The following is a 22,084-nucleotide window of genomic DNA, read 5'->3' on the forward strand; positions in this document are numbered from 1 at the left end:
AAAGGAGAACAGCCTTTTTCCTGCTTGGTGCAAAAGCCTGTGCCGCGATCATGCCGGACTTTCCGTTTCCATGTTCATCCGGGAGTCAGTTTCCCCTGGCCAAAGGTTTAGAGCGGTGACCTGTTTGCCCATAAATAAAGCCATGCACACATCAATCGTGTGCATGGCTCCTGCAAGATCAGCCGACATACATGAGCTGTTCTTCGTTTTTATAAATTTTATCGATCGTGGCACCGCCGAGGCATTCTTCGCCGTTGTAAAAAACGACAGCCTGGCCGGGGGTGACGGCGCGGACCGGTTCATCGTAAATGACTTTGACTTCATCATCGCCAAGCAATTGGACCGTTACTTTCTGGTCCGGCTGGCGGTAACGGAACTTCGCGGTGCACCTGAATTCTTCAGGCGGCTTCCGGCCCGATACCCAGTTTGCTTTCACGCCGGTCATATAATCGGAGTAGAGGGCCGGATGATGGAATCCCTGTTCCACATAAAGGACATTTTCTTTCAGGTCTTTGCCGACAGCAAACCATGGCTCGCCGGAACCGCCGATCCCGAGGCCGTGGCGCTGGCCGATCGTATAGTACATCAAGCCTTCGTGTTCGCCCATCACTTTTCCGTCAAGCGTTTTCATCAGCCCTTTTTGCGCAGGCAGATAATGGCTTAAAAATTCTTTGAAATTGCGTTCGCCGATAAAGCAGATGCCGGTCGAGTCTTTTTTATTTGCCGTGGCAAGCCCGGCTTCTTTCGCAATTTCGCGGACGCGCGGTTTTTCGAGCTCCCCGATCGGGAACATCACGCGCGAAAGCTGGTGCTGCCCGAGCTGATTGAGGAAATACGTCTGGTCTTTATTTCCATCCGCGCCACGCAGCATTTTATATTCGCCGTCCCGGTAAGCCACGCGTGCGTAATGGCCGGTCGCAAGATAATCGGCACCGAGGTTTAAAGCATGTTCAAGAAAAGCCTTGAACTTGATTTCCTTATTGCACATCACATCCGGGTTCGGCGTCCTTCCCGCGCGGTACTCATCAAGGAAATATGTGAACACTTTATCCCAATACTGTTTTTCAAAATTAACGGCATAGTACGGAATGCCAATCTGGTTGCAAACGCGGATGACGTCATTGTAGTCTTCCGTTGCCGTGCAGACGCCGTTTTCATCGGTATCATCCCAGTTTTTCATAAAAATGCCGATCACGTCATAGCCCTGCTGTTTGAGCAAATAGGCGGCAACAGAAGAGTCAACGCCGCCCGACATGCCAACAACCACTCTTGTATCTTCTGGTGCTTTTTGCATAATGCCTCCTCTTTTCTATTGTTGCTGGAACTTGCGGACGATTTCTGCCGTTTTGCGGGCGGCCGCTTCCACTTGCTCCATCGTATTGGCAATCCCGAAACTGAAACGGATGGAGGTGCGGAGCCGTTCCGAATCGCGCCCGAACATGGCAACAAGGACATGGGATGGCTCAATCGACCCGGCTGTGCAGGCAGAGCCGCTTGAAGCCGCAATCCCGGCAAGGTCCAGATTGACAAGCAGCGATTCCACGTCCGTTTTCGGAAAACTTAAGTTGAGCACATGCGGAAGTGCCGCCTCCGCGTTGCCGTTCAGCTGAAATTCCACCTTTTCCTGCTTTAAAATTTCCATAAATCTTTGTTTAAAAGTGCCGTATTGCTTTGGTTTATCAGCAAGCGCCTGCTGCGCCCATTTGACGGCCTCGGCAAAACCGGCAATGGACGCCGTATTTTCCGTCCCCGGGCGGCGTTTTAATTCCTGTGCGCCGCCGAAGTTGCGATTTTTCAATTTTGTTCCGTTCCGAACGTATAAAAATCCGATCCCTTTTGGCCCGCCAATTTTATGGGCCGAAACGGAAAGCATGTCCACGTTCAGGGCATTTACGTCGAGCTTCACATTTCCGTAAGCCTGGACGGCGTCCGTATGGAAAACGGCCGGATGGTTTTTCAGCAGCCCGCCGATTTCGGCAATTGGCTGGATCGATCCGACTTCATTATTCCCATACATCACGCTGACAAGAATGGTATCATTCCGGAGCGCTTTTTGCACGTCTTCCGCCTTAATCCGCCCTGTTTCATCCGGCTGTAAATACGTGACGTTGTACCCTTTTGTTTCCAAATATTCCAGCGGATGCAAAACAGCGTGATGCTCGATTTCCGTGGAAATAATATGTTTTCCCTTTTCAGCGGCTGCTTCTGCCGTACCGAGAATCGCGTAATTATCCGCTTCGGTTCCGCCGCTTGTAAAAATGATTTCATTAAACTGCGCGCCGATGCTGTCTGCAATCACCTGGCGCGCTTCGTCCAAAATGCGGCGCGCTTCCCTGCCGAATGCATGAATGCTCGACGGATTCCCGAAATGGCCGGTAAGCACTTGCATCATTTTTTCTGCAACTTGCGGAAGGACAGGGGAAGTGGCCGCATGGTCCAAATAAATTTTCTCCACTTTTCGCACCCCATATCAATTTAAATATAATACATGTAGGCATCCGGTTCTGTATCTTCCCGGTATTTGGCCAGATCTTCGATGGTTGTGCTGTCAAGAACGTCCTTGACCGCGTCCCGGATCCGGATCCAGAGCTGGCGTTTCACCGGTTCTTCGTCTTCAATGCCCTCTACCGGCGTAATCGGGCCCTCCAGCACGCGGATCACATCACCGGCTGTGATTTGCGAAGGTTTTTGCGTTAAAACATAGCCGCCGTAAGCGCCGCGGATGCTTTTGACAAACCCGGCATTGCGGAGCGGGGAAATCAGCTGCTCCAGATAATGTTCAGACAAATTCTGGCTCTGGGCGATGGATTTCAGGGAAGTCGGCCCCTTGCCGTACCGCTTTGCCAGTTCAATCATAATGGTCAGCCCGTAGCGGCCCTTCGTTGAGATTTTCATTTCATTCCACCTCTTTCCGATTATTCCCGAAAAAAATTGTTAAGCCAAAAACGGCAGATGAGCGCGTAAAAAAAGAAGCCCATTCATATAAATGAACGAACAGACTGGTCCCAAACTTAACATATTATAGCATATTTATCGGCATAGTGCGAAACAAGAGCGGCCGGCCTGCGGCTTAGGGCACCGGCCCTGTTTGCTTATCTTCCCCATCTGTCGGCAGGCCCTGTTTATCGGATTTCCTTATCTCCCACCGGGCAGGCGGGGGATAAATATCGGCGGGCGACAATCGGTATGGATAAAGACGTCTCGAAGGGGCCCGGTTCTTTCAAAAAACCGGTTTCATCCAAAAAAACACCATCCGGTTTTCCCCGGATGGTGTTTTTTATTGTGCCGTATAGCCCCCGTCCACATGAAGGTCCGTGCCGGTAATAAACGATGCGTCATCGCTTACAAGGAACAAGACGGCTTTCGCCACTTCTTCCGGCTTGCCGAGCCTGCCCATCGGATTGTGGTCAATGGTTTCCTGAATTTGTTCTTTTGTGAAATATTTCAGCGCCGGGGATTCTGTCGTGCCAGGGGAGACACTGTTGACACGGATGCCCTGTTTGGCATACGTGACAGCTTCCGCCCGCGTCAAATTCACAACTGCGGCTTTGGCGGCGGAATAGGCCGCACTGTTGGTAATTCCGACATGGGCCATAAAAGAGCCCATGTTGACAATCGCGCCTTTTCCATTTTTCAGCATATACGGGATCGCATATTTATTGGAGAGCATCACACCGGTTAAGTTAATGTCCAAAACTTTTTGCCAGTAATCCTGGTCGAGTTCATGGACAGGCCCGTGCTTTTCCGGTATTCCGGCACACGCAACCAGAATGTCAAGCTTCCCGTAAGTATCTGTCGCCTTCTCCATCAAATGTTTGACACTGTATTTATCGGAAACATCACAATGGACAAAAAGGGCTTCTCCCCCGGTTTCTTTGATTTTATCGGCAATTTCCATCTTGGATTCCGCTACATCCCCGATGACAATCTTCGCACCTTCGTTTGCAAAAAGCCAGGCCGTTGCTTCCCCGATTCCGGAAGCGCCGCCTGTAATGACAGCCACTTTATTTTTCAGTTTCACCGCGTTCACCTTCCTATGTCAAATCATACAAAAACCATGCACAGCCGGCATTTTCTCCGAGGCCGTCCACGGCGCCTATTTCCAGTCTTACCATCATTATATCAAAAAAGCAACAATGTACAGCCGGGATCAACCGAAAAATATAAAAAGCCCCATCATTCCTATTCCCCTTTAAAACCCGTGCCCGGGAAAACTGATTGCTTTCCGCATGCCCGTGAAATCTGATAAGATAAGGATACGAAAACAGGTTTGGAGCGATTAAAATGAAAGACGAACCGCTTGCCTACCGGATGCGGCCGCGCACGATTGATGAAGTGATCGGGCAGGGGCATCTCGTCGGCAAAAATAAAATCATATACCGGATGGTAAAAGCTCGCCAGCTTTCTTCCATGATTTTGTACGGGCCGCCGGGTGTTGGGAAAACGTCGATTGCCAGTGCCATTGCGGGAAGCACAAAATATGCATTCCGTACATTAAATGCCGTGACGAACAATAAAAAAGATATGGAGATTGTCGCTGCCGAAGCAAAAATGAGCGGCAAAGTCATTTTGCTTCTCGATGAAGTCCACCGGCTCGACAAAGCAAAACAGGATTTTTTGCTGCCGTATCTTGAGTCCGGCATGATCGTCCTGATCGGGGCCACAACGAGCAACCCGTACCATGCCATTAACCCGGCGATCCGAAGCCGCTGCCAGATTTTTGAGCTTTTCCCTTTATCGCTTGATGAGATCAAGACGGCGCTTGCCCGTGCTCTTGATGATGCGGACAGGGGCCTTGGCAAATACAAAGTGAAAATAGAGGAAGCGGCTTTTAACCATTTTGCGCAAGGCTCGAACGGCGATGTGCGCAGCGCGTTAAATGCGCTGGAACTGGCCGTCATTTCAAGCGAACCGGACAATGACGGCGTGATCCACATTACACTTGACATTGCCGAAGAATGCCTGCAGAAGAAAAGCCTTGCCCATGATAAGGACGGCGACGCGCACTATGACGTGCTGAGTGCTTTTCAAAAATCGATCCGCGGCAGCGATGCCAATGCCGCCCTCCATTATTTGGGCCGGCTGATCGAAGCCGGGGATCTGCCGAGCATTGCGCGCAGGCTCCTTGTGATTGCTTACGAAGACATCGGCCTTGCAAGCCCGCAGGCCGGCGCGCGCACCCTTGCCGCCATCGAAGCGGCAGAAAGGCTCGGCTTTCCGGAAGCGCGCATCCCGCTTGCAGCCGCGGTCATCGAATTATGCCTGTCGCCGAAATCGAATTCCGCGATGATGGCAATTGATGCCGCCCTTTCCGACATCCGTGCCGGAAAAAGCGGCGAAGTGCCCGCCCATCTGAAAGACGCCCATTATAAAAGCGCAAAACGGCTAGGGCGGGGCATCGGTTACAAATACCCGCATGATTTTGAAAACGGCTGGGTCAAACAGCAATATCTTCCGGACACCCTAAAATTTGCCCGCTATTATGACCCGAAAAAAACGGGCAAATTTGAGCAGGCACTCGCCCAAGTATATGAAAAAATTGAGTGGAACCGTCAGCCGTAAAAAAAAGAAAGCATCTGGGATGCTTTCTTTTTTCAATGTTCATCTTTTACCCTTTTTACCGGGATGTCTTTCAAAATGTCACGGACAACGAAACTGGCCATAAACAGCCCTGCGGTGGACGGAACAAACGCATTGGATGATGGCGGCATTTTCGCTTTGCGGATTTCGGCTTCCTCATTTCCGACCACTTTGCGGACATCTTCGCGGATGACGATCGGGCTTTCGTCGGAAAACACGACCGGAATGCCTTTTTTGATGCCTTCTTTTCGCAGCTTCAGGCGTACAACGCGGGCAATCGGATCGGTGTGCGTTTCGGAAATGTCTGCGATGCGGAGGCGCGTCGGGTCCATTTTATTGGCCGCCCCCATGCTGGATATAATTTTGATCTTCCGTTTCAGGCATTCTTTCATTACATGCACTTTGTAAATTATCGTATCACTCGCATCCACCACATAATCCGGCTTGTAAGAGAAAAACTGTTCAGCCGTTTCTTCCGTATAGAACATTTTTAAAGAAATCACGTCACAATCCGGATTGATATCGGCAATCCGTTTTTTCATCAAATCGGCTTTCGCCTGCCCGACGGTGGAAAGCAGCGCCGGAATCTGGCGGTTAATATTTGTAATGTCAACATCATCTTTGTCAACCAGGATTAACCTTCCGATTGCCGACCGGGCCAGAGCTTCAACCGCAAACGAGCCCACGCCGCCGACCCCGAGAACAGCAACGGTGCTGTTTTTCAGCTTTTGCAGCCCTTCCTGCCCGATCGCCAATTCATTCCGTGAAAACTGGTGCAGCAATTTTCTCATCTCCAAACATACTCATTTCTTCCCTAGATTATCCAAAAACGGCCCGGAAAGCAATACTTTATGTTCAGCTGCTTGCCGCCGGCTTTTCCGTTTTTTTATCCCTGTATACGCTCGAAAGCAACGTTCCGAAAAAAGATGCCAGCACCTGCTGAAAAAGCATGCCGGAGATGACGGGCAGCACAACCTGGGCCGGGAAAAAGGTGACGGCAATGACAGATCCGGCACTGATATTGCGCATGCCGCCGCTGTAAGTCAATGTCACGATCATGCTGCGGTCAAGATGGAACAAAGCGCCGATCAGCCAGCTTAATAAATAGCCGGAAGCCGAAATAAACAGCACGGTCAAAATAATAAATAGCACATGGGCATCCATTCCCCTGAGGTACGGCGATACGACCCCGCCGTTGATCATGACGACAAGAAACATGCCGATTTTGGAAAACGGGGAAAGCACTGAAGCGGCCTTCCGCTGGGTTTCAAGCTGTGTAAACTGGCTGAACAGGATGCCGAGCAAAGACGGGATGACGATCATCGTAAAAAGGTCCTGCATGAGCGGCCAACCCTCAATATGTACACGCTTGCCGACAAACAAGAGCAAAGTAAGCGGCACAACAACCGGCGACAGCAGGGTATCGATCAAAATGACGGTTAGAACAAGCGGAATATTCCCTTTTTGCATCATAACCCATACAAAACTTGTCACACCGGTCGGAATGGCAGCCGAAAGCAAAAACCCGGTTGTCGTCAGCGGGTGCCCGGAAAAAAGCAAATGCCCCGTTCCGTAAGCAAACAGGGGCATAAAAAGATGCAGCACCCCTAAAGCAAGCAAAACCGGAAATGGATGGCGGACAACCGCCCCGAGCTGCTTAAAGGTTGAGCCGATGCTCCCCGTAAAAGTCATAAAAGCAAACAGCCACGGCACTAAAAATAAAAGGCCCGTCAGCCGGTGCCCGATCACCATCCCGATGATTAAGCTTCCCGGGATAAAAATCGGCATCATTTTGCCAAGGAAACGGTTTGCGCGATCAAAAAACGAGAAACACACAAAAATTCCTTCTTTTCCAAAAAATAAAAAACCCTCTTTTTCTAAAAGAGGGAAAAGAGTGGAATGAGCCCCGGACGTGCCGTTCTTGCAATCCTCTGTTTTGATCCCGCTCTCGAGCAGGTGGGTGCCCTGCACCAGGCTTTATGCGTCCCCGCAAAGGGCATGCACGCCGTCTGGCGACTCCGGACTCCCGATAATGAAGTGTTCGGTCAAAACGATAGGAACATATACGAACACCCCAGGACTCATTCAACTTGTTTATATCATAGCATTTTTTTCACCCGTTTTCAAACGAAAAAAGGCCCGCGGGCGGCCCGCATTTTTCCCGTCCGTACGGGATAGCGGCAGCGGGCGCGTTTTTTCGCCAAGTGGCTGAAAAAATTTCATGCCCTTTTTTCCGGGTTTTTATATCATTTTTTTGCGTTTAATTTCAATTGCAGTTCATCCAGCTGCGCCTCGCTGACCGCGCCCGGTGCATCCGTCAGCAGGCAGCTGGCGCTGGCTGTCTTCGGAAATGCAATCGTGTCGCGCAGGTTGCTGCGGCCGGCAAGGAGCATGACAATCCGGTCAAGGCCGAGTGCGATGCCCCCGTGCGGCGGCGTGCCGTAATCAAACGCATCGAGCAAAAAGCCGAACTGGGACTGTGCCTGCTCTTTTGAAAAGCCGAGCGCCTTGAACATTTTTTCCTGGATATCCCGTTTATAAATCCGGAGCGATCCGCCGCCGAGTTCATATCCGTTCAATACAATATCATAGGCCTGCGCCTTTACGCTTGACGGATCGGTTTCCAGTTTCTCAATATCTTCTTCAAACGGCATCGTGAACGGATGGTGTGCCGCCGTATAACGCCCTGCTTCTTCGTCATATTCCAAAAGCGGCCAGTCCGTCACCCACAGGAAGTTGAATTTCGACTCGTCAATCAGGCCGAGTTCTTTGCCGAGCTTGTTCCTCAGCGCCCCGAGCGCATCGGCAACGACTGATTTTTTATCTGCCACAAACAGCAGCAAATCGCCCGTTTCTGCATTCGTCGCGGCCGCTATTTGCGATTGTTCCGCTTCTGTGAAAAATTTTGCGACCGGGCCCTTTAGCCCTTCGTTTTCCGCTTTCAACCAGGCAAGGCCTTTCGCGCCGTAACGTGCGGCAAATTCGCCGAGCGCGTCGATGTCTTTTCTCGAATATTTGCTTGCCGCCCCTTTTGCATTGATCGCTTTTACCTGCCCGCCCGAGGTGACGGCAGACGCAAATACTTTAAAACCGGCGTTTTTGACGATTTCGGATACATCAACCAGTTCCATGCCGAAGCGGGTATCCGGTTTATCCGATCCGTACCGGTTCATTGCTTCTTCGTAGGTCAGCCTTGGCAGCGGCGTTTCGATGTCAACATTTTTCACTTCTTTCATCAGCCGTTTGATCATTCTTTCCGTCATGGCCAAAATGTCTTCCTGGCTCATGAAACTTGTTTCAATATCAATTTGCGTAAATTCCGGCTGCCTGTCTGCACGCAAGTCTTCATCACGGAAACAGCGGGCAATCTGGTAATAGCGGTCAAAACCGGATATCATCAAAAGCTGCTTAAACAACTGCGGCGACTGCGGCAAGGCGTAAAATTCGCCAGGGTGCACTCGGCTCGGCACGAGATAATCACGGGCGCCTTCCGGGGTGCTTTTTGTTAAAACCGGGGTTTCTACTTCGATAAACCCTTCTTCATCGAGAAAGCCTCTGATCGACTTTGTAATCGCATGGCGCATTTTCATGGTTTCAAACATGACAGGGCGCCGCAAGTCGAGGTAACGGTATTTCAGGCGCACGTCTTCCGCCACATCCGTCTCGTTTTCAATCATAAACGGCGGGGTTTTTGCATTGTTGATGATCGCAAGGCGGTCGGCCTGAATTTCAATTTTGCCCGTTTTTAAGTTCGGATTTACCGTATTTTCGGAACGGGCGACGACTTTTCCCTCTACTTCGAGCACATACTCGTTCCTGACTTTTTCCGCAAGTTTAAAAGCTTCTTCAGAGACCGCTGTATTAAATACAATTTGGACGATGCCGGCGCGGTCGCGCAAATCGATAAAAATGAGGCCGCCCAAGTCGCGCCTTCTCTGTACCCATCCTTTCAGCACCACTTTTTCGCCAATTTGTTGTTCCGTTACATCACCGCAATAGTAAGAACGTCCTTCCATCATGCTTCCCCCCTGTTTGCCATATCTTTAAAGGCTGTAATAAACCCTTCAAGCGGCAGTTCTTTTTGTTCGCCTGTCGCCATATTTCTGACGCTTGCTTTCCCGGCCTGCAGCTCCGCTTCGCCGATGACCGCAACAAACGCGGCTTTCACCCGGTCCGCCGCTTTAAACTGTGCTTTCACTTTGCGGCCCAAATAATCCTGGTCGGCCGAGAATCCGGCCCTTCTTAATGCCTGGAGCAATTTAAAAGCAGCCGGTTTCGTCTCCTCGCCGATCGCGACAACATAGCAGTCCGTCCTGTGGCCGGCAGGAAGTTCGATGCCTTCCGCGTCCAGTGCCGCAAGCAGCCGTTCAATGCTTAGGGCAAACCCGATCCCCGGTGTTTCCGGCCCGCCCATTTCCTGCACGAGGCCGTTGTAACGCCCGCCGCCGCAAAGGGTGGTGATCGCGCCGAATCCTTCCGCATTGCTCATAATTTCAAAGCACGTATGCACATAGTAATCGAGGCCGCGCACAAGCCCGGGGTCAATTTCATAAGGGATGCCGAGCGTTGCGAGAAACTGCAAAACTTTATCAAAATAGGCTTTTGACGCATCGTTTAAATAATCCAAAATAGACGGTGCTGTTTTCATGAGCGGATGGTCATGGTCTTTTTTGCAGTCAAGAATGCGCAGCGGGTTTTGTTCAAGACGTTTTTGGCAGTCCGCGCAAAACTCCCCGATATGCGGTTTGAAATGATCAATCAGCGCTTCACGGTGCCTGAGCCGGCTTTCTTTATCGCCGAGGCTGTTGATCACAAGTTTGACATTTTTTAAACCAAGCTGTTTGTAAATGTCCATTGCGAGCGAAATGACTTCGGCATCGATGGCCGGGTCTTCGCTTCCGAGCGCTTCAACGCCGAACTGGACAAACTGGCGGAAGCGCCCTGCTTGCGGCCGTTCATAACGGAACATCGGGCCGTTGTAATACAATTTGACCGGCTGGACCGCGTTTCCGAACATTTTATGCCCGATAAAGGAACGGACGACAGGCGCTGTGCCCTCCGGCCGCAGTGTCAGGCTGCGCCCGCCCCTGTCATTGAATGTGTACATTTCTTTTTGGACGATATCCGTCGTGTCCCCGACCCCTTTTTGGAAAAGCTCGGTATATTCGAAAATCGGTGTCCGTATTTCCCGGTACTGATAGTTTTCACATATTTTTTTTGCGGTGTTCTCAATATAATTCCATTTTTCCACCTCGCCGGGCAGGATGTCCTGCGTGCCGCGCGGAATTTGAACGGTCATGGCGTACTCCTCCTTCTATTGCTGAAAAATGATGGGGTTCCATTTTTATCCTCCATGTCTAAAAAAATTAATATGAAGACGAGTATCCTCCTTCTCAGCCAATGTTTATGTAAAATAAAAAACCCCCGGTCCCTTGTCTTGTAAACAAGGGACGAGAGTTAAATTCCCGTGGTGCCACCCTAATTGAAGCGTCTGCTTCCACTTTTACAGTTAACGCCTGTAACGCCCGTCCCTACTGGATTTCCGTTCAGGACAGAACCTACAAAGTGTTCGTTCATTAAGCCGTTGCGCAGAAATGTTTTCAGCCCGGGACATTTCCTCTCTTTTCACACGGATCTTAATTACTCTTCTTTGTCATCGGTTTTGCCAATTTTACCATCTATTTTTATTATGTTACGCGTGGCACCGGCTGTTGTCAAGGCTGCCGGCAAAGTTTTTCCCCGGTTTGCGTTCAGCGCCTGAAAATGCCTTTTTTTCGGATCGGATTTTTTCATTATGAGCGCCCCAGCTTCTTTTTTAAAAGTTTCACGTCCCCTTTTGAAAGGCCGGGTTCGATTGCTGATTCAGCGTTGAACATTTCCTGTCCGTCAATTCCCGGATCCTGGAAATTGACGCCGTAAACTTGATTAAATACATTACCTGCTGTCATATTTTTATCCGCTGCTCTCAATGCCGTTCACTCCTTCTCGTTCCATCTTTTCTATTTTTCCCTTTTTTATTTTTTCTTACCCGAAAAAAGGAGTTTTTTTACGGAGCGCGAATAACAAATAGTGCATAATTTTCCAGACAGGGATGAGGGGTGGAGATGTGAAAAAACTTTTTTTCCGGCTGTTTTTCCTGGCACTCTTTTTTCAGATTGCACCCGGCGTGATCCATGCGAGGGCGGAAGAGGCCGGGACGGTGACGGTGACGCATGCGGCTGTCTACATCCGCAGCGGGCCCGGAGTGTCCTACCCGATCACAGGCAAAGCAGCCGAAAACGACACGTACACGGTTCTTCAAAAAGACGGGGATTGGTTTCAAATCCGCCTGCCGTCGGGAAATACGGGCTGGATTGCGGACTGGCTTGTGGAAACAGGCACCTCTTCCGCAAAACAAGCAGAACAAGGAAAAATCACCGCTGACCGCCTGCGCATCAGAAAAGCGCCGGACAAGTCCGCCGCAATCATTGGTACGCTTGAAAAAAACGCCGCTGTCACGGTTGCCAAGACGGAAGGCAGCTGGGTTTATATCGAAAGCGGCAATGTTTCAGGCTGGGCAGACAACCGGTATGTACAGACGGAAACAAACCGGGATGCCGGGAAAACGGTGGAAAACAATGTAAGCGCCGCGATTGTTGCCGCCTCCAGCCTGAATATCCGCCAGTCTCCTTCGCTTCAAAGCGAAACGGTGGCAACGGTGACATACGGGACGAGGCTGCAAATTACCGGAACCGACCACGGCTGGTATGAAGTCGAACTGGACGACGGCACGCACGGATGGGTCGCAGGCTTCTACGTGGCGCGCGAAAGCCAGGCAAAGCGCAGCAGTGAAGCAGAGGTGACCCTCCATTCCGGCACAAGCCTTTACAAAAGGCCCCAATCCAGCTCGGACACGGTGGGAACCGCCAAGGCAGGGGACCGTTTTCCCGTAGTTTCAGAAATGGACGGCTGGTATAAAATCAGGATGGAAAGCGGCATTTCAGCCTATATTCCGGCAAATGTCGCCCAAAAAAGCAATAAGACTGTAAAAAAAGGCATCAAGGGAAAGACGATTGTGCTTGATCCCGGGCACGGCGGAACGGATAACGGCACAACCGGCGCTTACGGCACGCTTGAAAAACTGGCGACGCTGAAAACGGCGAATGCCCTGTACGAAAAGCTGAAAAAAGCAGGCGCCCGCGTCATCCTTACCCGGAACAGCGATACGTACGTATCCTTGCCGGAAAGAACCGCCATCAGCAATACAAACCATGCCGATGCTTTTGTCAGCATTCATTTTGACAGCGCTGAAGATCCTCATACGCGCGGGCATACGACGTACTATTACCACGCGCAGGACTATAATTTCGCAAGGCTTGTCAATAACCAGATCACAAGCCGGCTCGGCACCGTTGACAGGGGCGTAAAATTCGGGGATTTCCATGTCATCCGTGAAAATACACAGCCAGCCATTTTGCTTGAACTCGGTTACTTGAGCAGCCCGGCTGAAGAAAAGCATATCGCGGAGAAATCTTTTCAAACGAAGGCGGTGGCCGGGATTTATAACGGGTTAAAAGCTTATTTTCAGTAAAAAAATGCCGGGGCATCCCCGGCATTTTTTATTTTTTAATGTTTGGCTGCGGCATTGCGCGTTTGATAAAGAACGACAAAATTAACGCAAACGCTGCGATCCCGGTCGCGACGAAAAAGGCATCGTTTATGCCGCTGATCGTCGCATTCACAACCGATTTTTGATATACAATATAGGAGCCAAGCACCTGTCCGTACTGGGAAGGCAGACCGGAAGCATGGGCCAGGCCCTGTCCGATGGCCGCAATTTTTTCAGACACATACGGGTTGAGGTTTGCATAGGCATTGACATAGTTTGCCGTATGGAAATCGGCACGAGTGGACATTACGGTTACGAGAAATGCCGTTCCGAGACTTCCGGCAACCGTACGGGCGGTGTTGGCCGCAGCCGTCCCATGGCTGGTCATATGAATTGGCAGCTGGTTCATCCCTTCTGTCATGATGGTCATCATAATGAAAGACATCCCAAAGCTGCGCAAAACATATAGGAACAACAAGTGGCCGTAGGAGGTCGTCATCGACAGCTTCGTAAATTCGTAAGTCGTCCAGACGGTGATAATCAAACCAAAGACAGCGAGCGGCCTTGCCCCCATCTTGTCAAACAGCCAGCCGGATATCGGCGACATAATCCCCATGATGATCGCCCCCGGCAGCATCAGCAAACCGGAATCAAGCGCTGTAAACCCGCGGATGTTTTGCAAATAAATCGGCAGCAAAATCATCCCGGCAAACATCGCCATATTCACCACCATGCTGACAATCGTCGTTAAAGTAAAGATATCATACTTGAATACACGCAAATCAAGCATCGGTTTTTCCGTCGTTAATTCCCGCCATACGAACAAAACAAGCGAGATAACGGCAATGATCAGGGAAATAACCACTTGTTTGCTGCTCCAGCCGTCATTTCCGGCTTCACTAAATCCGTACAGCAAAAATCCGAAACCGAGCGTGGAGAATATAATACCCGGAAAATCGATTTTCGGGTTTGTCGTTTTCATGACATCTTTCATCCATGCCAAAGTGACAAATATATCAATCACGCCGAACGGAATGACAATCCAGAACAAAATGTGCCAGTCGTAATGGCCGACCAGCCACCCTGACAATGTCGGGCCGATCGCCGGGGCGAAAATCATGGCAACCCCCATCATCCCCATCGCGCTACCGCGTTTTTCCGGCGGGAAGATGGTTAAGAACACCGTCATCATCAGCGGCATGATGATCCCGGCACCGGAAGCCTGGACAATGCGCCCGAGCATCAGGATCGAGAAGTTTGTCGAAATGGCGCAAAAAACCGATCCGGCCGTAAAGAGGGAAACGGCTGTAATCAGCATTTTCCGCGTGCCCCATTTACTGATCATAAATGCCGTAACCGGAACAAGGATCCCGTTTACAAGCATATATCCGGTTGACAGCCATTGCACCGTATTTGCCGTCACATTCAAGTCGTTCATAATATGCGGAATGGCGACATTCAAAAGCGTTTGGTTCAAAATCGCCACAAATGCCCCGAGCATCATGGCAGCAACAATTTTCCCCCTGCCGTGCCCTTCTTCCACTTCCCGAGGAACAGCTCGACTGGGCGCTTCCGCCGGACGTTTTTCGCCGTCCGTTCCGGCGCGGCGCGTTTCCATTTTTTCTGGCCGTGCCGCCAATCCTTCATCTGTTTTTGCCGACACCTGCGTTTCCGCTTTTTCAGGCGGTGCAGGCATTGTTTCCATTTCCGGCACCCGCTTGTCAAGAAGCGGGCTTTCCATCTTTTTCTTCCTTCCCCTGTTCCTTAATATGAGATTCAGGACAAGAAGGACAATGACCGATAAAAGAACATAACCTGCGATAAATTTTCCCATCGGATTCACCTACTTATGAATGCGCACAGTCACGTTCATGCCCGGAACCAGGTCCAGCCCGCCATAGCTGTCAAGTTTAACTTTAACAGGAATGACCTGTGTTTCTTTCGTATAATTGCCGGAGCTTCTGTCCGTCGGCATCAGGGAGAACGTGCTGGCAGTCGCTTTTCCGATTGAATCGACAGTTCCTGTCAGTCTGGTGTTCGGATAGGCATCCACGTACACGTCAACGTCCTGACCGGTTTTCACGTCATTGAGATCCGTTTCTTTTACTTCAGCGGTGACAAACAAGCTGTCCAAATCATAGCTTTGTGCAAGCGTTGTGCCGGCTGCAACATACGTATTCGCAACCGCGGAATTTTTCACGATCGTGCCATCCGCCGGCGCTTTAATATCCATTTTCACCGTATTGGCGCCGTTTTGTACTTCAACTGTGCCGACTTTATCCCCTTTGGTAAAAGCCTTCCCTTCTTTGCCATCCCATGAAACGAGTTTGCCGGTTGCAGGGGAAGCGATGGTGACCGACTGGCCGTCAATATAGGCATTATCGGTTGTGACATAGCTGACCGAGCGGTTGTAAAAATAATATCCGGTAAAACCGCCGCCAACGAGAATAACAAGAATAATAATATTGATCAAAATCATCCGCCTTGCGTTCATAAAAAGTTTACTCCTCCTCAGATGTTAAAATTTCCAGCATTTCGTTGTGAAGCCTTAACAGATTTTCCAACTCCGCTCCATAACGTTCTGTGATCAGGTCCATTTTTTGTTTCAGCACTGTATTGCCGCCCATAAACGCTTTGAGCTTGCTTCTCCCTTTTTCGGTCAAACAGAGGACAACGGCTCTCCGGTCATCCTTGGATGATAACCTGTTAACAAATTCCTGCTGCACAAGCCTGTCGACAATGCCGCTGACCGTGCTGTTCGTTAAATAAAGGCTGTCCGCCAGCTCATTTAATCGCATATTGGGATGAAGCGCGATGGCATTCAGCGCAAACATTTGCATCGCGGTTAAACCGTGCTGTTCCGCGTCTTTCGCGGCCAAACGAAAAATGGCTTTATTCAGCCTGAAAAGCGATTTTAACAAATCATATGAACCGTTCTCCATGTATCCCCCTTCCTTTAACCTTTAAATGATTCTTTGCGAAATAATTCGAATCCGAATTATTAACGCTATCTATCTTTGCATATCCAAAGTACAATTGTCAACTATATTACACCAAAACTTTTTTGGAAACGTTTTTATTTTGTGAAAAAGAAAAACCCCAGATTTTTCGGGGTTTTAGCTGTTTATTTGCTTTCCAAAATGAGCGTAACCGGCCCGTCATTTACCAGCCGGACATCCATCATCTCCCCGAATCTGCCGGTTTCGACATGGACCCCCATTTCTTCAAGCTTCCGGTTAAACAGATGGTAAAGCTTTTCCGCCTGTCCGGGCTTTGCCGCCGCCATAAAATTCGGGCGCCGCCCTTTCCGGCAATCGCCGTATAAAGTAAATTGGGAAACCGACAAAATGTCCCCGCCGGTATCCAAAAGCGACAAGTTCATTTTTCCCTGTTCATCTTCAAACACGCGGAGATGGACGATTTTGTCGGCGAGATAGGCTGCATCTTTTTCGGTATCCTCGTGCGTTACGCCGACAAGGAGGACAAGGCCTTTTGTAATGCTTCCTGCCACTTCTCCGCCTACAGTGACGCATGCTTCCTTGCTGCGTTGCAAAACAACCCGCATTTTTCTGGCTCCTTTAACTCATGATCCTTCTGACTGAATAAATATCCGGAATATGTTTAATTCTTTCCACGACCCGGTGCAGATGGCTGATGTTCTGAATGGAAATCGACATGATAATCGTAGCCATTTTGTTGCGGTCAGTGCGCCCGCTGACGGCTGAAATATTCGTTTTCGTTTCATTGACCACCTGCAGGACTTCATTGAGCAGGCCGCGGCGGTCGTACCCGGTAATTTCAATGTCGACATTATACTCTTTCCGGTCGGCCGCATCCGTCTCCCATTCGACCGGGATAAGCCGGTTTTGCGCCTCTTCGTTCTGCACGTTCGGGCAGTCGGCACGGTGGACGGAAACGCCTCTGCCTTTCGTGATAAAGCCGACAATTTCATCGCCCGGCACCGGGTTGCAACATTTCGAAAGGCGGATCAGTAAATTGTCGACGCCCTTCACGTGTACGCCTGCATCCTTTTTCCGGTGCTTTGCGGCCGGTTTCTGCTCGGAGACAATCTCCTTAATCGTTTCTTCGGAATCCCGCTGCTTCCGCCATTTTTCCGTCAGCCGGTTGGCGATTTGGCTTGCGGTGATCCCGTTGTACCCGACAGCAGCATACATATCATCTTCATTGGCAAAATTAAATTTTTCGGCAACTCTTTTGATATTGTCGGCTGCCATCACTTCTTTTACGTCGAATTCCATCGCCCGGATTTCTTTTTCCACCATCTCGCGGCCTTTTTCAATATTTTCTTCTTTCCGCTGGCGTTTGAAAAACTGGCGGATTTTGTTTTTCGCCTGCGATGTCTGGGCAAGGTTCACCCAGTCGAGGCTCGGCCCGTATGAGTGTTTTGAAGTGAGGATTTCGACAATATCGCCGGTTTTTAACTGGTAATCGAGCGTCACCATTTTGCCGTTGACTTTCGCGCCGATCGTCTTGTTGCCGATTTCCGAGTGGATCCGGTAGGCAAAATCAATTGGGACGGACCCGGACGGCAGTTCAATGACATCCCCTTTAGGCGTAAAGACAAACACCATGTCGGAAAACAGGTCGATTTTCAGCGATTCCATGAATTCTTCCGCATTATTGGTGTCATTTTGAAATTCTAGAATTTCGCGGAACCACGTCAATTTTTTCTCAAAAGACGTTTTCTCATTGACCGTTTTTCCTTCTTTATATGCCCAGTGTGCGGCAACCCCGTATTCGGCAATGCGGTGCATTTCAAACGTCCGGATCTGCACTTCAAGCGGTTCGCCTTTTGGCCCGATCACCGTCGTATGGAGCGACTGGTACATGTTCGGCTTTGGCATTGCAATATAGTCTTTAAACCGGCCCGGCATCGGTTTCCAGCATGTATGGATCACACCGAGCACAGCATAACAGTCTTTGATGCTTTTCACAATAATCCTTACGGCAAGCAAGTCATAAATTTCGTTAAATTGCTTATGCTGCTGGACCATTTTCCGGTAAATTGAATAAATATGCTTCGGCCTGCCGGAAATTTCCGATTTGATGCGAATATCCGCAAGCCGTTCCTTCACTTCTTCAATGACATTTTGCAGGTACTGTTCACGCTCGGCGCGCTTCCGCTTCATCAAATTCACAATCCGGTAGTATTGCTGGGGATTTAAATAACGGAGCGAGGTGTCCTCAAGCTCCCATTTGATGGCGGAAATGCCGAGGCGGTGGGCGAGCGGCGCAAAAATTTCGAGTGTTTCATTCGCGATCCGCCGCTGTTTTTCGGGGGGAAGATGTTTCAATGTGCGCATATTGTGCAGCCGGTCTGCGAGTTTGATCAAAATGACGCGGATATCCTGCGCCATCGCGACAAACATTTTCCGGTGGTTTTCCGCCTGCTGCTCTTCGTGCGATTTATACTTAATCTTCCCGAGTTTCGTTACCCCGTCAACAAGCATCGCCACTTCATCGTTAAATTCTTCACGGAGTTCGTCAAGTGTCACATCTGTATCTTCCACAACGTCATGCAGAAAACCTGCTGCTACCGTTGAAGGATCCATCTCCAAATCCGCCAGTATCCCAGCAACCTGAATCGGGTGAATGATATACGGCTCCCCCGATTTGCGCTTCTGGCCTTCATGCGCTTTACTGGCGAACGCACAGGCATGCCGCACCATTTCAACATGTTCGTCGTTTAAATATTGTTTTGTCCTGTCAATGACGTCTTCGGCGATCATTATTCGGTCATTCGCCATAAAAAAATCACCTTTAAACTGGAATATATGAATCGATGATTGCAATATCATATTGTCATTATTATCATGAAAAAAAAGAAGATTGTAAAGCAAATGACACAGAATGGAAGAAATTTGGCGAAAAAAGACGGTTTTTCCCGGTACAGACAAAACCATCCCGTCATTTCATCCGGATGAAGGATAAATAAAGAAACCGACAATTTTGCCGATTTCCTTACAGTTTATTCATTCTCGTATTCCATCAGGGTGAGGATATCATAGCCCTTCAATTTATCGCGGCCGTGCAAATAATTCAGTTCAATTAAAAAAGCAAGGCCGGCTACAACCCCGCCCAGTTCTTCAACAAGCCGGATGGTTGCTTCCATCGTGCCGCCTGTTGCCAAAAGATCGTCCGTAACCAAAACGCGCTGGCCTGGCCTGATCGCATCTTTATGGATCGTGAGCACCGCTTTCCCGTATTCGAGATCATATTCCGCACGGATCGTTTCCCGCGGCAGCTTGCCTTCTTTGCGGACCGGGGCAAAGCCGACGCCAAGTTCGTATGCGACCGGGCAGCCGATAATAAAGCCGCGCGCTTCAGGGCCGACGACGAGATCAATATGTTTGTCTTTCGCATACTGGACGATCTGGTCCGTCGCATATTTAAACGCCTCTCCATCATTCATCAAAGGCGTCACATCCTTAAACATCACGCCTTTCTTAGGCCAGTCGGGGACGAGTGCAATATATTGTTTTAAATCCATTTTGCTGTTTCCTCCTCATACTGTACAGCAGGCTTGATCATTTGGTCAAACCACATCTTCAGCTCATGGAAAGATGAGTACAGCAGGTCCTTTTCCATTTGATATTGTGCCAGTTTTTTCTGATACGTAAAAGATTCCTTTAAATCGCGTTTTTGTTTGGCTGCTTTCAGGGAAATAAATCCATCCTTTATTGTAACAAAATCAAGTTCAAAAAACACCTGCGAAATAAAATCGATCGTATTTCTCGACCAGCCGCGGTAAGCCGCCAGCTCATCCCCGTGCCGCTTCAGGTTGAACGTTTTCCTTTTTGCAAGAAAAGCGTAAAACCATTTAAAATGTTCGCGCGTCGGAAACGTGCTGAAAAAGTGGTTCCCGGCATGGTAAAAATACGCATAAATCCTGGCCGGCGCACCGCCTTCAAGCAGTGCCGCCATCATCTTCGGGCCTGGCGGAAGATCAAGAAACACAATATTTTTATTTGCCGGGTCAAATGCCCTTGCCTCTTCCATTGTCGCCACCGGCACAAGGCGGACGGAAAAATCCGGCAGCGACAGTTTCCGCAATGTTTCTTTTTGGAACACAACAAAAGCCTGGCCATCTTCCGGGACGTGCCCGACCCATTGCTTTAAAGGCCTGTTGCCCCTGAAATCAAACAATTGCCAGTTTGTGATTTTGATGTCCTTTACCATCATTTGCGGCTTGCGGATATTATTCCATTCATTGATGGACAGTTCCCCGACAACCGATATGCAGGCAGAAGGGGAAATATGCGGGGCAAGATTTCCGAGCCCGAAGCCGACTCCATCGAGCGTTGTGCCGTTTTTGGAAAGCGCCAATTTCAAATGTTTCCCGTCTGCGCCGATCGCCCGGATTTGCGGGCAATAGGCCCCATCCAGCAACAGAAGCGGCTTCGGATTCGCCGTGCCAAACGGCGAGAGCAATGCCATTTCGCGGATCGCTTCCATCCCGGCTTCTTCTATGGAAATTTCAGCGCTGATGTTCGTAACCGGCACAAACATCTCATCCGGCAATGCCGCGGCCTGTTCGTTCAGCCGGCGCCGCAGTTCATCCACATCGGATAAAGAAAGCGTCATCCCCGCCGCCATCGGATGCCCGCCAAAATGCGGCAAAATATCCCTGCATTTCGATAATTCGTTAAACATATGGAAGCCGTCAATACTGCGCGCCGATCCTTTTGCCAGCCCTGTTTCCAGATCAAAGCTGAGCACAATCGCAGGCCGGTAAAAGCGTTCTGTAAGGCGCGAGGCGGCAATGCCGATTACACCGGCATTCCATCCTTCTTTCCCGACAACAAGGACACGCGCCCCCTTTTCCACTTCTTCTTCCACCATTTCGATTGCTTCATTTGTCATCTCGTTTACGATTTTTTGCCGTTCTTTATTGAGCCCGTCAATCGTTTCAGCGAGCATCCCGGCTTCTTCTGCGTTTTCGGTCATCAGCAGTTCTGCTGCCGGTGCCGCATGTTGCAGGCGCCCGGCCGCATTTAAGCGCGGGGCGAGCACAAAGCCGATTGTTTCTTCGTTAATCTCTTCCTGGCGGATATCCGCACACCGACACAGCGCCGCAAGCCCCGGCCGCTTTGTTGTTCTCAGCCGTTTGATGCCGTTTGCGGCAATCAGCCGGTTTTCATCCAATAGCGGCACAAGATCCGCGACCGTCCCGATAGCGGTCAGTTCTTCAAGTTGTTCCGGCACTTTGCCGTACAGCGCATGGGCGACTTTAAAAGCGACGCCTGCGCCCGACAGTTCCCGGAACGGGTATGTACTTTCCGGATGCTTCGGATGGACGATGGCAAAAGCTTCCGGCAACACCGGCCCGGGTTCGTGATGGTCCGTAATAATGAGCGGGATCCCCAGTTCGCGGGCCACTTCCGCTTCGTGGACAGCGGCAATACCGGTGTCCACGGTAATGATCAGCTGGAATCCTTCTTCAGCCGCCCGCCGGAAAGCCGCCTCATTTGGCCCGTACCCTTCTTTAAACCGGTCCGGGATATAAAATTCCGCACGGGCGCCAAGATCGTTTAAAACGGCCATCATGATCGCGGTGCTCGTTACGCCGTCCGCATCGTAATCGCCGAAGACGAGAACCGGCTCTTCCCTTTTAATCGCTTCGCGGATACGGGCGGCTGCTTTTTCCATATCATGCAGCAAAAACGGATCATGGTATTCTGCCCCTTCATGGAATAAAAAAGACCGCGCTTCTTCAACATCCGTTATGCCGCGGTTTACAAGCAATTTTGAAACAAGTGGCGAAACGTTCAATTGTTGCGAGATCGTTGCGGCTGCCTCCGGATCGGTTTCCGGCACCCGCCACCTTGTTCTTGACTGCAGCATATCCCCACCTCTTTCACAATACTTTATTATAACGTTTCGGAGGAAAACTGT

18 protein-coding genes, 1 other RNA gene and 1 other annotated feature are annotated in these 22,084 nt (G+C 50.1%); of the genes, 2 read left to right on the forward strand and 17 right to left on the reverse strand.

The genetic code is table 11. The features are described 5' to 3' along the window. Positions 1 to 178: 178 nt before the first annotated feature. The 4 genes from mnmA to NSU00_RS09515 form a co-directional block, all read right to left on the reverse strand. Positions 179 to 1,294, reverse strand: a complete 1,116-nt coding sequence (gene mnmA, locus NSU00_RS09500) for a tRNA 2-thiouridine(34) synthase MnmA (protein WP_013859762.1) — start codon at positions 1,292 to 1,294, stop codon at positions 179 to 181. Positions 1,295 to 1,309: 15 nt separating this feature from the next. Then, positions 1,310 to 2,455 carry a cysteine desulfurase family protein gene (locus NSU00_RS09505; protein ID WP_340702735.1) on the reverse strand — a complete coding sequence of 382 codons (1,146 nt, stop codon included), beginning with the start codon at positions 2,453 to 2,455 and terminating at the stop codon, positions 1,310 to 1,312. 20 nt (positions 2,456 to 2,475) lie between these two features. Then, a complete protein-coding gene (gene cymR, locus NSU00_RS09510; RefSeq protein WP_013859764.1) occupies positions 2,476 to 2,895 on the reverse strand; it encodes a cysteine metabolism transcriptional regulator CymR in 420 nt (139 codons plus the stop codon). Between the two features lie 382 nt (positions 2,896 to 3,277). Further along, complete coding sequence (locus tag NSU00_RS09515) at positions 3,278 to 4,021, reverse strand: SDR family NAD(P)-dependent oxidoreductase (RefSeq protein ID WP_017552631.1); 744 nt, start codon at positions 4,019 to 4,021, stop codon at positions 3,278 to 3,280. 263 nt (positions 4,022 to 4,284) lie between these two features. Here NSU00_RS09515 and NSU00_RS09520 point away from each other — a divergent pair, with 263 nt between their 5' ends. Beyond that, entirely contained in the window at positions 4,285 to 5,562 is a 1,278-nt protein-coding gene (locus NSU00_RS09520; RefSeq protein WP_019720831.1) for a replication-associated recombination protein A, read from the forward strand. 32 nt (positions 5,563 to 5,594) lie between these two features. Here NSU00_RS09520 and NSU00_RS09525 read toward each other — a convergent pair whose 3' ends face one another. The 6 genes from NSU00_RS09525 to NSU00_RS09550 form a co-directional block, all read right to left on the reverse strand. Further along, positions 5,595 to 6,362 carry a tRNA threonylcarbamoyladenosine dehydratase gene (locus tag NSU00_RS09525; RefSeq protein WP_017552633.1) on the reverse strand — a complete coding sequence of 256 codons (768 nt, stop codon included), beginning with the start codon at positions 6,360 to 6,362 and terminating at the stop codon, positions 5,595 to 5,597. A 73-nt stretch (positions 6,363 to 6,435) separates the two neighbouring features. After that, positions 6,436 to 7,371 (reverse strand): bile acid:sodium symporter family protein, encoded by a 936-nt coding sequence (locus NSU00_RS09530; protein WP_050808939.1) that lies wholly within the window; start codon positions 7,369 to 7,371, stop codon positions 6,436 to 6,438. Between the two features lie 108 nt (positions 7,372 to 7,479). Continuing rightward, a non-coding RNA gene (gene ssrS / locus NSU00_RS09535) (6S RNA) lies at positions 7,480 to 7,664 on the reverse strand. Between the two features lie 162 nt (positions 7,665 to 7,826). Next, the gene (gene aspS / locus NSU00_RS09540; protein WP_328191910.1) at positions 7,827 to 9,599 is read right to left on the reverse strand and encodes an aspartate--tRNA ligase; all 1,773 of its coding nucleotides are present in this window, start codon (positions 9,597 to 9,599) and stop codon (positions 7,827 to 7,829) included. Beyond that, positions 9,596 to 10,879, reverse strand: coding sequence for a histidine--tRNA ligase (gene hisS / locus NSU00_RS09545; RefSeq protein WP_029141953.1), 1,284 nt, complete (start codon positions 10,877 to 10,879; stop codon positions 9,596 to 9,598). Before hisS ends, aspS begins: the two co-directional genes overlap by 4 nt. 144 nt (positions 10,880 to 11,023) lie before the next feature. After that, positions 11,024 to 11,246, reverse strand: a binding site (T-box leader). 126 nt (positions 11,247 to 11,372) lie between these two features. Next, entirely contained in the window at positions 11,373 to 11,549 is a 177-nt protein-coding gene (locus NSU00_RS09550) for a hypothetical protein (protein ID WP_328194377.1), read from the reverse strand. A 137-nt stretch (positions 11,550 to 11,686) separates the two neighbouring features. Between NSU00_RS09550 and NSU00_RS09555 the strand changes: the two genes are divergently transcribed. After that, positions 11,687 to 13,150 carry an N-acetylmuramoyl-L-alanine amidase gene (locus tag NSU00_RS09555; protein ID WP_340702736.1) on the forward strand — a complete coding sequence of 488 codons (1,464 nt, stop codon included), beginning with the start codon at positions 11,687 to 11,689 and terminating at the stop codon, positions 13,148 to 13,150. Positions 13,151 to 13,178: 28 nt separating this feature from the next. On the opposite strand, the gene NSU00_RS09560 is transcribed toward NSU00_RS09555, so the two are convergent. The 7 genes from NSU00_RS09560 to recJ form a co-directional block, all read right to left on the reverse strand. Beyond that, the gene (locus NSU00_RS09560) at positions 13,179 to 15,002 is read right to left on the reverse strand and encodes a DHA2 family efflux MFS transporter permease subunit (RefSeq protein ID WP_340702737.1); all 1,824 of its coding nucleotides are present in this window, start codon (positions 15,000 to 15,002) and stop codon (positions 13,179 to 13,181) included. A gap of 9 nt (positions 15,003 to 15,011) precedes the next feature. Continuing rightward, positions 15,012 to 15,662, reverse strand: coding sequence for an HlyD family efflux transporter periplasmic adaptor subunit (locus NSU00_RS09565; RefSeq protein WP_061575629.1), 651 nt, complete (start codon positions 15,660 to 15,662; stop codon positions 15,012 to 15,014). Between the two features lie 7 nt (positions 15,663 to 15,669). Continuing rightward, on the reverse strand, positions 15,670 to 16,110 hold the full coding sequence (locus NSU00_RS09570) for a MarR family winged helix-turn-helix transcriptional regulator (protein WP_019720838.1): 441 nt from the start codon (positions 16,108 to 16,110) through the stop codon (positions 15,670 to 15,672). Between the two features lie 182 nt (positions 16,111 to 16,292). Further along, a complete protein-coding gene (dtd, locus tag NSU00_RS09575) occupies positions 16,293 to 16,733 on the reverse strand; it encodes a D-aminoacyl-tRNA deacylase (protein ID WP_019720839.1) in 441 nt (146 codons plus the stop codon). A gap of 13 nt (positions 16,734 to 16,746) precedes the next feature. Further along, positions 16,747 to 18,936: a RelA/SpoT family protein gene (locus tag NSU00_RS09580; protein WP_340702738.1), complete on the reverse strand. Its 2,190-nt coding sequence runs from the start codon at positions 18,934 to 18,936 to the stop codon at positions 16,747 to 16,749. A 221-nt stretch (positions 18,937 to 19,157) separates the two neighbouring features. Beyond that, entirely contained in the window at positions 19,158 to 19,679 is a 522-nt protein-coding gene (locus NSU00_RS09585; RefSeq protein ID WP_013859780.1) for an adenine phosphoribosyltransferase, read from the reverse strand. Beyond that, positions 19,670 to 22,033, reverse strand: coding sequence for a single-stranded-DNA-specific exonuclease RecJ (gene recJ, locus NSU00_RS09590; RefSeq protein WP_340702739.1), 2,364 nt, complete (start codon positions 22,031 to 22,033; stop codon positions 19,670 to 19,672). The genes NSU00_RS09585 and recJ overlap by 10 nt, the downstream gene beginning before the upstream one ends. Positions 22,034 to 22,084: the final 51 nt, after the last annotated feature.

Source organism: Weizmannia sp. FSL W8-0401 (assembly GCF_038009125.1).
Classification (GTDB): domain Bacteria; phylum Bacillota; class Bacilli; order Bacillales; family Bacillaceae_C; genus Weizmannia; species Weizmannia coagulans.

Bases quoted from the DNA above. Each gene is read 5' to 3' on its own strand.
- NSU00_RS09530 (WP_050808939.1), bottom strand. From the start codon at position 7,371: ATGATGCCGATTTTTATCCCGGGAAGCTTAATCATCGGGATGGTGATC.
- mnmA (WP_013859762.1), bottom strand. From the start codon at position 1,294: ATGCAAAAAGCACCAGAAGATACAAGAGTGGTTGTTGGCATGTCGGGC.
- NSU00_RS09565 (WP_061575629.1), bottom strand. From the start codon at position 15,662: ATGAACGCAAGGCGGATGATTTTGATCAATATTATTATTCTTGTTATT.
- NSU00_RS09580 (WP_340702738.1), bottom strand. From the start codon at position 18,936: ATGGCGAATGACCGAATAATGATCGCCGAAGACGTCATTGACAGGACA.
- NSU00_RS09585 (WP_013859780.1), bottom strand. From the start codon at position 19,679: ATGGATTTAAAACAATATATTGCACTCGTCCCCGACTGGCCTAAGAAA.
- NSU00_RS09520 (WP_019720831.1), top strand. From the start codon at position 4,285: ATGAAAGACGAACCGCTTGCCTACCGGATGCGGCCGCGCACGATTGAT.
- NSU00_RS09570 (WP_019720838.1), bottom strand. From the start codon at position 16,110: ATGGAGAACGGTTCATATGATTTGTTAAAATCGCTTTTCAGGCTGAAT.
- aspS (WP_328191910.1), bottom strand. From the start codon at position 9,599: ATGATGGAAGGACGTTCTTACTATTGCGGTGATGTAACGGAACAACAA.
- cymR (WP_013859764.1), bottom strand. From the start codon at position 2,895: ATGAAAATCTCAACGAAGGGCCGCTACGGGCTGACCATTATGATTGAA.
- recJ (WP_340702739.1), bottom strand. From the start codon at position 22,033: ATGCTGCAGTCAAGAACAAGGTGGCGGGTGCCGGAAACCGATCCGGAG.
- dtd (WP_019720839.1), bottom strand. From the start codon at position 16,733: ATGCGGGTTGTTTTGCAACGCAGCAAGGAAGCATGCGTCACTGTAGGC.
- NSU00_RS09560 (WP_340702737.1), bottom strand. From the start codon at position 15,002: ATGGGAAAATTTATCGCAGGTTATGTTCTTTTATCGGTCATTGTCCTT.
- hisS (WP_029141953.1), bottom strand. From the start codon at position 10,879: ATGACCGTTCAAATTCCGCGCGGCACGCAGGACATCCTGCCCGGCGAG.